Here is a 10,711-nt window from a genome sequence, read left to right as displayed (position 1 = left end):
GTGAAACGATGCATCGCCGATGGTAGTGTGGGGTTTCCCCATGTGAGAGTAGGTCATCGTCAAGATTAAATTCCGAAACCCCTGTTTGCTAACGCAAACAGGGGTTTTGTTTTGGGCGGTTGGAAAGTTCGAAGAGGCTCATCTCGGCAGCCTTCAGTGCTAACGCTCGGCCTTTCTATGCAATGACTCTGCGCATGGCTATCATGCGTGCCTCATTGTGAGGCGATACCTGAATGCTGACGTTGTTAAAACTTCTGAAAGATGGCCGATTCCATTCCGGAGAAGCACTTGGCGCCGCCCTGGGCGTCAGTCGCAGCGCTGTCTGGAAGCAGCTCCAGCACCTTGAGGCTGAATTGAATCTGCCCATCCACAAGGTTCGTGGCAAAGGGTATCAATTGGCGTCACCGCTGGTTTTCTTGAGTGCTGAGGACATTGCGCTGAATGCACCTTCCTTGGCGTGGCCCGTTCATATCTCTGACTCCATTGACTCCACGAATGCCGAAGCCTTGCGTCTTGTTAATGCAGGATGCGCGGCTCCGTTCTTGGTGCTTGCGGAGCAGCAAACGGCGGGAAGAGGCAGGAGGGGACGAAAGTGGGTCAGCCCGTTTGCACAGAATGTGTATTACAGCCTCGTATTGCGCATCGAGGCTGGTCTGCGGCAGTTGGAGGGCCTGAGCCTGGTGGTGGGCTTGGCGGTCATGCAGGCCTTGCGCGAGTCAGGTGTGCAGGGGGCGGCACTGAAGTGGCCAAACGATGTCTTGGTAGGGCAGAAGAAGATTGCCGGGATTTTGCTGGAGTTGGTAGGAGACCCTGCTGATATCTGTCACGTTGTTCTCGGAATTGGTATCAACGTCAATATGCAGAGAGCTGACGAGGTCGATCAGCTATGGACTTCGGTGCAGCTCGAGACGGGCTCTCCTGTCGATCGCAACGCTCTGGCGGCGCGATTGGGCCTGCAGTTGCAAAGCTACCTTGATCAACACAGGGCACACGGTTTTGTCGCGCTTCAAGAGGAGTGGGAGCAAAATCACGCATGGCAGGGGCGTTCAGTATCCCTCATCGCCGGCGTTAACCAGGTTGACGGGGTTGTATTGGGTGTAGATCGTCAGGGAGCATTGCGCCTGAGTGTCGATGGCGTTGAGAAAATATACAGTGGTGGTGAGTTAAGCCTGAGGCTGCGTGATGATTCTTGAGCTCGACTGCGGGAATAGCTTTATTAAATGGCGAGTGCTTGATTCGGATAGGGCGAGTGTCTCGGCGGAGGGGGTTGTTGGTTCGGATCTGGCGTTGATTGAAAGCCTTGTCGCGGTCCCAGAGTTGTTGCTGACACACTGCCGATTGGTAAGCGTTCGTGCCCTGGAGGAAACAAGCAAATTAGTTACGGCTCTGTATGAGGCTTTCGGCGTTGTTGTTGCCTGCGCTGGTCCCGCGCGAGAAATGGCCGGAGTGCGTAACGGCTACGAAGATTTCGAGCGTCTGGGTCTTGATCGCTGGTTGGCGATGCTTGGTGGATTCAAGCTGGCGCGCGGCGCTTGCCTAGTGCTCGATTTTGGCACCGCAGCAACGGCGGATTTTATTACGGCTGATGGTGAGCATCTGGGCGGCTTTATATGTCCAGGCATGCCTCTGATGCGCAGCCAACTGCGGACTCATACGCGCAAGATTCGTTACGACGACGCTGCTGCTGAACGAGCGCTGGAGTATCTCTCGCCAGGTCGTACGACTGTGGAGGCTGTAGAGCGCGGCTGTACGTTGATGTTGAGAGGGTTTGTGCTAACTCAATTGGAGCAGGCGCGGAGCTACTGGGGTGATGACTTCACTGTGTTCCTGACTGGCGGGGATGCTGATCTGATATCGGATGCGGTGCCACAGGCTCGGCTCGTTCCTGATCTGGTTTTTGTCGGTTTGGCGATGGCGTGCCCTTTGTCCTGAGGTGATTATGCGTTGGCTTTTTTTACTTTTACTTGTTCTCAACGCCTTCTACTACATTTGGCATCAGCAAGAAGCGCCTTTGCGCGCTAAAGATGTCACGCCTCTAAGTCTCTACAAGGGGTCGCAGCAGGACATTCGTCTATTGAGTGAATCCTCTGACACGGTAATGCGCAGGGAGCGAGCAAGAGCGCCTGAGGCACAAAATACGTGCCTGTACATCGGCGGATTTGCGGATCAACGCCAGGCGCAGCTCGTTGAGCAGCGCCTCACAAGCCTGGATATAAAGGTCAGGGTCCAATTGCTGAATGCTGCTGATGCTTCCGGCTACTGGCTCCGCGTTGCCCCTGAAAGTCGACGCCTTGCTGACGACCTGCCCTTTGAAAACCTTGCTAAGGAATTCAATGAGTTAAAACATAAGATAATGTTGTGCGAAGGCGTTGCAACTCTCGAATAGTTTGCATAGAATGGCGCCCGCTTCGCAGTGAAGACGTTTTGGGTCAACAGTGCGAAGCGAAGGTCAACGCAGCTAACCTCATATTTTTAATGAGAAAATGCTTGACAGAAGGCCGGCGTGATGTAGAATGCCGGCTCGCTTAGGAGGGGTTCCCGAGCGGCCAAAGGGATCAGACTGTAAATCTGACGTCTACGACTTCGAAGGTTCGAATCCTTCCCCCTCCACCATTTTTAGCGTGAGCTGCAAGCTCCGCGGGTATAGTTTAGTGGTAGAACCTCAGCCTTCCAAGCTGATGATGCGGGTTCGATTCCCGCTACCCGCTCCAAGTTTGCAGGTTGTGCACGGTGTTTTGCTCTTGTAGCTCAGTTGGTAGAGCACACCCTTGGTAAGGGTGAGGTCAGCGGTTCAAATCCGCTCAAGAGCTCCATATAACAAGGCAGATATGAAAATATCTGCCTTTGTTTTAACAGCTAATCTCGGTTTGATGGTGTTTTGCCTGGTGTTGTCAGGTGATTTCAAATCTCTAGAGCTTGGTTGTTGTAAAGTCTTTTTCAGGCCTGCATAATGGTCGGCCTGATTTTGTTTTAGGTCAGTAGCTCAATTGGCAGAGCGACGGTCTCCAAAACCGTAGGTTGGGGGTTCGATTCCCTCCTGACCTGCCAGATTCACGTGGTGTATCTGGCTTTCTTTTCACAGGATCTTCATAGATGACTCCTAAGGCTGAAGCTCAAAGCTCTCGTTTCGATCTGGTCAAGTGGCTCGCCGTAGTTGCCTTGGTGGTCGTAGGCGTTGTTGGCAATCAGTACTATTCTGCTTCGCCGATCCTGTACCGTGTGCTCGCTTTGCTTGCCCTTGCTGCTGTAGCTGTCTTTGTTGGCCTGCAGACTGCCAAGGGTAAGTCTTTCGCGGTACTGGTAAAGGAAGCTCGCACCGAAATACGTAAAGTCGTTTGGCCGACTCGCCAAGAAACCACGCAGACCACGTTGATTGTTGTGGCTGTTGTTCTGGTTATGGCGTTGCTGTTGTGGGGGCTTGATTCCCTGCTCGGCTGGCTTGTTTCCTTGATTGTTGGCTAAGGGTGTCCCGTGGCTAAGCGTTGGTACGTTGTGCATGCTTACTCGGGTTACGAGAAGCATGTTATGCGCTCTTTGCTGGAGCGCGTAAAGCTGGCAGGCATGGAAGATGGCTTCGGCGAAATTCTGGTTCCCACTGAAGAAGTGGTTGAAATGCGGAATGGTCAGAAGCGCAAAAGCGAACGCAAGTTCTTCCCTGGCTACGTGCTGGTACAGATGGACATGAATGAAGGTACTTGGCACTTGGTCAAGGACACCCCTCGTGTCATGGGTTTCATTGGCGGTACCGCTGATAAGCCTGCTCCTATCACCGATAAAGAGGCAGAAGCAATTCTGCGTCGTGTTGCTGATGGTAGTGACAAGCCTAAGCCGAAGACGCTTTTCGAGCCGGGTGAGGTTGTTCGTGTTACAGATGGTCCGTTTGCTGATTTCAACGGTACTGTCGAAGAAGTTAACTACGAAAAGAGCCGCATCCAAGTGGCAGTGCTCATTTTCGGTCGTTCTACTCCGGTAGAGCTGGAGTTCAGCCAGGTCGAGAAGGTCTAGCTGAGCAAGCATCCCAACCCCGCAGCCTAGGCTGTGGGGTTTTGTCGTCACTGGGATAAACGCGCAAGTAACCGGGGAGCCTTTAGAGGCGTTCGAACCCGTAATTGGAGTGCCTCATGGCCAAGAAGATTACCGCTTACATCAAGCTGCAAGTGAAGGCCGCTCAGGCCAACCCTAGTCCACCCGTCGGTCCAGCTCTGGGTCAGCACGGCGTGAATATCATGGAATTCTGCAAGGCCTTCAACGCCCGTACTCAGGGTATTGAGCCAGGTCTGCCGACTCCAGTGATCATCACTGTATACAGCGACCGTAGCTTCACTTTCGAAACCAAGTCGACCCCGGCTTCGGTTTTGCTGAAGAAAGCTGCTGGTCTGACTAGCGGTTCCGCTCGTCCGAACACCGTTAAGGTTGGCACCGTGACTCGTGCTCAGCTGGAAGAAATCGCGAAAACCAAAAACGCGGATCTGACTGCAGCTGATATGGATGCAGCCGTGCGTACCATCGCCGGTTCTGCTCGTAGCATGGGCCTTAACGTGGAGGGTGTGTAATGGCTAAGCTGACCAAGCGCCAAAAGGCTATCGCCGGCAAAATCGAAGCGGGCAAGGCCTACAATTTTGTAGACGCTGCTGCCCTGCTGACCGAGCTGTCGACTGTCAAGTTCAGCGAGTCCGTTGACGTTGCTGTAAACCTGGGTGTTGACCCACGTAAATCCGACCAGGTCGTTCGTAGCGCAACTGTGCTGCCACACGGTACTGGCAAGACTGTACGTGTAGCTGTCTTCACCCAAGGCCCGGCAGCTGAAGCTGCTCTGGCCGCCGGCGCTGATCGCGTTGGCATGGACGACCTGGCTGCCGAAATGAAAGGCGGCGACCTGAACTATGACGTAGTTATTGCTTCCCCGGATGCAATGCGCGTTGTAGGTCAGTTGGGTCAGATCCTCGGTCCGCGTGGCCTGATGCCTAACCCTAAAGTCGGCACCGTAACGCCAGACGTAGCTACCGCGGTTAAAAACGCCAAGGCTGGTCAGGTTCGTTATCGCACTGACAAAAACGGCATCATTCACACCTCCGTTGGCAAAGTCGGCTTTGATGCCGTCAAGCTGAAGGAAAACGTTGAAGCCCTGATCGCTGATTTGAAGCGTATCAAGCCTGCTTCCTCGAAAGGTATCTACGTCAAGCGCGTTACCCTGAGCACCACTATGGGCCCAGGTCTGGTCATCGACCAAGGCTCGCTGGACGTATAAGACAAAGATTGGCGCGAGCGATTGCGCCAATTGAAAAATTGGGGTCCCTGCCTGGCGGGGGCTATCCAAGACCGTAGGCGACGCAAGTCTTAAACCACAAGCCTACGCAGATGGTGCTCCCGGTTCCTTACCGAATCAGACACCAAAACGACATCCGGCTCCGGCCAGATGAAACGGTAACAAGCAGGAGTTAAACCCGTGGCAATTAATCTCGAAGACAAGAAGGCCATCGTCGCTGAAGTCAACGAGGCTGCCAAAGCTGCTCTGTCCGCTGTCGTGGCTGATGCCCGTGGTGTGACAGTAAGCGCTATGACCGGACTCCGTAAAGAGGCTCGTGAAGCTGGCGTATACGTACGTGTTGTGCGTAACACCCTGCTTAAGCGCGCTGTTGCTGACACTGAATACAGTGTTCTCAACGACGTGTTCACAGGCCCGACCCTGATTGCTTTCTCCACCGATCATCCGGGTGCTGCTGCCCGTTTGTTCAAAGAGTTCGCAAAGGGTCAGGACAAGTTCGAGATCAAGGCAGCTGCGTTCGAGGGCAAGTTCCTCGCAGCTAACCAAATCGACGTACTGGCAACACTGCCGACCCGTAACGAAGCTATTTCTCAGCTGATGAGCGTGATTCAAGGCGCTACCAGCAAGTTGGCTCGTACTCTGGCCGCAGTTCGCGAGCAAAAAGAAGCTGCCGCAGCCTAAGGCTGAGCAAATTCTCTCGCGTATTTTTGTTTATTTCGATGGCCGCGTAGGCCGTCCCCCAATTCAGGAAATACAGCAATGTCTATCTCCCAAGACGATATCCTCAACGCCGTAGCTGAAATGTCGGTTCTGCAGGTTGTTGAGCTGATCAAAGCTTTCGAAGAAAAATTCGGCGTTTCCGCTGCCGCTGCTTCCGCTGGTCCAGCTGTTGCTGCTGTTGCTGCTGAAGAGCAAACCGAATTCAACGTTATGCTGCTGGAAGCTGGCGAGAAGAAAGTAAACGTGATCAAGGCAGTACGTGAACTGACCGGTCTGGGCCTGAAAGAAGCCAAGGCTGTAGTTGACGGCGCTCCTGCCCAGGTTCTGGAAGCAGTGTCGAAAGACGCCGCCGACAAAGCCAAAGCTACTCTGGAAGAAGCAGGCGCTAAAGTCGAGCTGAAGTAAGCATCGACCTTGCGTCTCCAGCCCACGCGTCAAGCTGAAGGCTGATGGCTGGTGGCTCTTGCCACCGGCCTTTTTCCGTTCTTGGCTGTCGACTCGGTCGCCGCCATTAACGCGCTGTAGCCACCCGATGCGGTGGTGCAAACCATGGGGTTTGCAAGATTTTCTGGCTGCTCCCGTCGGGAGGGCCAAACAAGCAGGTGACCAAGCTGGGGAACGCTGATGGCTTACTCATATACTGAGAAAAAACGTATCCGCAAGGACTTTAGCAAGTTGCCGGACGTCATGGATGTCCCGTACCTTCTGGCTATCCAGCTGGATTCGTATCGTGAATTCTTGCAGGCGGGAGCGACCAAAGATCAGTTCCGCGACGTGGGCCTGCATGCGGCCTTCAAATCCGTTTTCCCGATCATCAGCTACTCCGGCAATGCTGCGCTGGAGTACGTCGGTTATCGCCTGGGCGAACCGGCATTTGATGTCAAAGAATGCGTGTTGCGCGGTGTCACGTACGCCGTACCTTTGCGGGTAAAAGTCCGCCTGATCATTTTCGACAAAGAATCGTCGAACAAAGCGATCAAGGACATCAAAGAGCAAGAAGTCTACATGGGCGAAATCCCACTGATGACTGAAAACGGTACCTTCGTTATCAACGGTACCGAGCGTGTAATCGTTTCCCAGCTGCACCGTTCCCCGGGCGTGTTCTTTGACCACGACCGCGGCAAGACGCACAGCTCCGGTAAGCTCCTGTACTCCGCGCGGATCATTCCGTACCGTGGTTCGTGGTTGGACTTCGAGTTCGACCCGAAAGACTGCGTGTTTGTGCGTATCGACCGTCGTCGTAAGCTGCCGGCCTCGGTACTGCTGCGCGCGCTCGGCTATACCACTGAACAAGTGCTGGATGCCTTCTACACCACCAACGTATTCAGCCTGAAGGGTGAAACCCTCAGCCTGGAACTGATCGCATCGCGTCTGCGTGGTGAAATTGCCGTCCTGGACATCCAGGATGAGAAGGGCAAGGTCATTGTTGAAGCGGGTCGTCGTATTACTGCGCGCCACATCAACCAGATCGAAAAAGCCGGTATCAAATCGCTGGACGTTCCTTTGGAATACGTCCTTGGCCGCACCACCGCCAAGGTCATCGTTCACCCGGCTACAGGCGAAATCCTGGCTGAGTGCAACACCGAGCTGAATACCGAGATCCTGGCCAAGATCGCCAAGGCTCAGGTTGTTCGCATCGAGACCCTGTACACCAACGACATCGACTGCGGTCCGTTTGTCTCCGACACCTTGAAGATCGACTCCACCAGCAACCAATTGGAAGCGCTGGTCGAGATCTATCGCATGATGCGTCCTGGCGAGCCTCCCACCAAAGACGCTGCCGAGACCCTGTTCAACAACCTGTTCTTCAGCCCTGAGCGCTATGACCTGTCTGCGGTCGGCCGGATGAAGTTCAACCGTCGTATCGGTCGTACCGAGATCGAAGGTTCGGGCGTGTTGTGCAAAGAAGACATCGTTGCGGTCCTGAAGACTCTGGTCGACATCCGTAACGGTAAAGGCATCGTCGATGACATCGACCACCTGGGTAACCGTCGTGTTCGCTGCGTAGGCGAAATGGCCGAGAACCAGTTCCGCGTTGGTCTGGTGCGTGTTGAGCGCGCGGTCAAAGAGCGTCTGTCGATGGCCGAAAGCGAAGGCCTGATGCCGCAAGACCTGATCAACGCCAAGCCGGTGGCTGCGGCGGTGAAAGAGTTCTTCGGTTCCAGCCAGCTCTCGCAGTTCATGGACCAGAACAACCCGCTGTCCGAGATCACCCACAAGCGCCGTGTATCTGCACTGGGCCCGGGCGGTCTGACGCGTGAGCGTGCGGGCTTTGAAGTTCGTGACGTACACCCGACGCACTACGGTCGTGTTTGCCCGATCGAAACGCCGGAAGGTCCGAACATCGGTCTGATCAACTCCCTGGCTGCCTATGCGCGCACCAACCAGTACGGCTTCCTTGAGAGCCCGTACCGTGTCGTGAAAGACGCTCTGGTCACCGACGAGATCGTGTTCCTGTCCGCCATCGAAGAAGCTGATCACGTGATCGCTCAAGCTTCGGCCACGATGAACGACAAGAAAATGCTGATCGACGAGCTGGTAGCTGTTCGTCACTTGAACGAGTTCACCGTTAAGGCGCCGGAAGACGTCACCTTGATGGACGTATCGCCCAAGCAGGTAGTTTCGGTTGCAGCGTCGCTGATCCCGTTCCTGGAACACGATGACGCCAACCGTGCGTTGATGGGTTCCAACATGCAGCGTCAAGCTGTACCCACCCTGCGTGCTGACAAGCCGCTGGTAGGTACCGGCATGGAGCGTAACGTAGCCCGTGACTCCGGCGTATGCGTTGTGGCTCGTCGTGGCGGCGTGATCGACTCTGTTGATGCCAGCCGTATTGTGGTTCGTGTTGCCGATGACGAAGTTGAAACTGGCGAAGCCGGTGTCGACATCTACAACTTGACCAAGTACACCCGCTCCAACCAGAACACCTGCATCAACCAGCGTCCGCTGGTGAGCAAGGGTGATCGGGTTCAGCGCAGCGACATCATGGCAGACGGTCCTTCCACCGATATGGGTGAGCTGGCACTGGGTCAGAACATGCGCATCGCGTTCATGGCCTGGAACGGTTACAACTTCGAAGACTCCATCTGCCTGTCCGAGCGTGTGGTTCAGGAAGATCGCTTCACCACGATCCACATTCAGGAACTGACCTGTGTGGCACGTGACACCAAGCTTGGGCCAGAAGAGATCACTGCAGACATCCCGAACGTGGGTGAAGCTGCACTGAACAAGCTGGACGAAGCCGGTATCGTTTATGTAGGTGCTGAAGTTGGCGCAGGCGACATCCTGGTCGGTAAGGTCACTCCGAAAGGCGAGACCCAACTGACTCCGGAAGAGAAGCTGTTGCGTGCCATCTTCGGTGAAAAAGCCAGCGACGTTAAAGACACCTCCCTGCGTGTACCTACCGGTACCAAGGGCACCGTCATCGACGTACAGGTCTTCACCCGTGACGGCGTTGAGCGTGATGCTCGCGCACTGTCCATCGAGAAGACCCAGCTCGACGAGATCCGCAAGGACCTGAACGAAGAGTTCCGTATCGTTGAAGGCGCGACCTTCGAACGTCTGCGTTCCGCTCTGGTAGGCCACAAGGCTGAAGGCGGCGCAGGTCTGAAGAAAGGTCAGGACATCACCGACGAAATCCTCGACGGTCTCGAGCATGGCCAGTGGTTCAAACTGCGCATGGCTGAAGATGCTCTGAACGAGCAGCTCGAGAAAGCCCAGGCTTACATCGTTGATCGTCGCCGTCTGCTGGACGACAAGTTCGAAGACAAGAAGCGCAAACTGCAGCAAGGCGATGACCTGGCTCCAGGCGTGCTGAAAATCGTCAAGGTTTACCTGGCAATCCGTCGCCGCATCCAGCCGGGCGACAAGATGGCCGGTCGTCACGGTAACAAAGGTGTGGTCTCCGTGATCATGCCGGTTGAAGACATGCCGCACGATGCCAATGGCACTCCGGTGGACGTGGTCCTCAACCCGTTGGGTGTACCTTCGCGTATGAACGTTGGTCAGATCCTTGAAACCCACCTGGGCCTCGCGGCCAAAGGTCTGGGCGAGAAGATCAACCGCATGATCGAAGAGCAGCGCAAGGTCGCAGACCTGCGTAAGTTCCTGCACGAGATCTACAACGAGATCGGCGGTCGCAACGAAGAGCTGGATACCTTCACTGACCAGGAAATCCTGGATCTGGCGAAGAACCTGCGCGGCGGCGTTCCAATGGCTACCCCGGTGTTCGACGGTGCCAAGGAAAGCGAAATCAAGGCCATGCTGAAACTGGCAGACCTGCCAGAAAGCGGCCAGATGCAGCTGTTCGACGGCCGTACCGGCAACAAGTTTGAGCGCCCGGTTACTGTTGGCTACATGTACATGCTGAAGCTGAACCACTTGGTAGACGACAAGATGCACGCTCGTTCTACCGGTTCGTACAGCCTGGTTACCCAGCAGCCGCTGGGTGGTAAGGCTCAGTTCGGTGGTCAGCGTTTCGGGGAGATGGAGGTCTGGGCACTGGAAGCATACGGCGCTGCTTACACTCTGCAAGAAATGCTCACAGTGAAGTCGGACGATGTGAACGGTCGGACCAAGATGTACAAAAACATCGTGGACGGCGATCACCGTATGGAGCCGGGCATGCCCGAGTCTTTCAACGTGTTGATCAAAGAAATTCGTTCCCTCGGCATCGATATCGATCTGGAAACCGAATAACACGTGACGCGAATCGAGAGCGGGGCT

At 55.0% G+C, this 10,711-nt stretch carries 10 protein-coding genes and 4 tRNA genes; all 14 read left to right on the top strand.

The genetic code is table 11. The features are described from left to right. Nucleotides 1–233 precede the first annotated feature (233 nt). The 14 genes from birA to rpoB all read left to right on the top strand — a co-directional run bounded on the left by birA (nt 234) and on the right by rpoB (nt 10,684). The gene (birA, locus tag AACY44_RS17815) at nt 234–1,193 is read left to right on the top strand and encodes a bifunctional biotin--[acetyl-CoA-carboxylase] ligase/biotin operon repressor BirA (RefSeq protein WP_339428437.1); all 960 of its coding nucleotides are present in this window, start codon (nt 234–236) and stop codon (nt 1,191–1,193) included. Beyond that, a complete protein-coding gene (locus AACY44_RS17810; RefSeq protein ID WP_339417042.1) occupies nt 1,183–1,932 on the top strand; it encodes a pantothenate kinase in 750 nt (249 codons plus the stop codon). The genes birA and AACY44_RS17810 overlap by 11 nt, the downstream gene beginning before the upstream one ends. 7 nt (nt 1,933–1,939) lie before the next feature. Beyond that, on the top strand, nt 1,940–2,386 hold the full coding sequence (locus AACY44_RS17805) for a hypothetical protein (RefSeq protein ID WP_339417040.1): 447 nt from the start codon (nt 1,940–1,942) through the stop codon (nt 2,384–2,386). A 142-nt stretch (nt 2,387–2,528) separates the two neighbouring features. After that, a tRNA-Tyr gene (locus tag AACY44_RS17800) sits at nt 2,529–2,613 on the top strand. Between the two features lie 24 nt (nt 2,614–2,637). After that, nucleotides 2,638–2,711: transfer RNA gene (locus AACY44_RS17795), tRNA-Gly, on the top strand. Between the two features lie 26 nt (nt 2,712–2,737). Then, nucleotides 2,738–2,813: transfer RNA gene (locus AACY44_RS17790), tRNA-Thr, on the top strand. Nucleotides 2,814–2,972: 159 nt separating this feature from the next. Further along, nucleotides 2,973–3,048 (top strand) — tRNA-Trp (locus AACY44_RS17785). A 45-nt stretch (nt 3,049–3,093) separates the two neighbouring features. Beyond that, the gene (gene secE / locus AACY44_RS17780) at nt 3,094–3,462 is read left to right on the top strand and encodes a preprotein translocase subunit SecE (RefSeq protein ID WP_058414067.1); all 369 of its coding nucleotides are present in this window, start codon (nt 3,094–3,096) and stop codon (nt 3,460–3,462) included. Nucleotides 3,463–3,471: 9 nt separating this feature from the next. Next, on the top strand, nt 3,472–4,005 hold the full coding sequence (gene nusG / locus AACY44_RS17775) for a transcription termination/antitermination protein NusG (RefSeq protein ID WP_003176436.1): 534 nt from the start codon (nt 3,472–3,474) through the stop codon (nt 4,003–4,005). Between the two features lie 116 nt (nt 4,006–4,121). Continuing rightward, nucleotides 4,122–4,553 (top strand): 50S ribosomal protein L11, encoded by a 432-nt coding sequence (gene rplK, locus AACY44_RS17770; RefSeq protein WP_003210097.1) that lies wholly within the window; start codon nt 4,122–4,124, stop codon nt 4,551–4,553. After that, nucleotides 4,553–5,248, top strand: a complete 696-nt coding sequence (rplA, locus tag AACY44_RS17765) for a 50S ribosomal protein L1 (protein ID WP_003232403.1) — start codon at nt 4,553–4,555, stop codon at nt 5,246–5,248. Before rplK ends, rplA begins: the two co-directional genes overlap by 1 nt. 198 nt (nt 5,249–5,446) lie before the next feature. Continuing rightward, complete coding sequence (rplJ, locus tag AACY44_RS17760; RefSeq protein ID WP_015886139.1) at nt 5,447–5,947, top strand: 50S ribosomal protein L10; 501 nt, start codon at nt 5,447–5,449, stop codon at nt 5,945–5,947. A gap of 78 nt (nt 5,948–6,025) precedes the next feature. Further along, complete coding sequence (gene rplL / locus AACY44_RS17755; protein ID WP_003176432.1) at nt 6,026–6,391, top strand: 50S ribosomal protein L7/L12; 366 nt, start codon at nt 6,026–6,028, stop codon at nt 6,389–6,391. Nucleotides 6,392–6,610: 219 nt separating this feature from the next. After that, the gene (gene rpoB / locus AACY44_RS17750; protein ID WP_339417034.1) at nt 6,611–10,684 is read left to right on the top strand and encodes a DNA-directed RNA polymerase subunit beta; all 4,074 of its coding nucleotides are present in this window, start codon (nt 6,611–6,613) and stop codon (nt 10,682–10,684) included. The last annotated feature ends 27 nt before the right edge of the window (nt 10,685–10,711 follow it).

It is taken from the genome of Pseudomonas sp. RA_15y_Pfl1_P11, assembly GCF_963970975.1.
Taxonomy (GTDB): Bacteria; Pseudomonadota; Gammaproteobacteria; order Pseudomonadales; family Pseudomonadaceae; genus Aquipseudomonas; species Aquipseudomonas tritici.
Note: the sequence above shows the minus strand (reverse complement) of the source record. Positions and strands in the feature narration are given on the sequence as shown.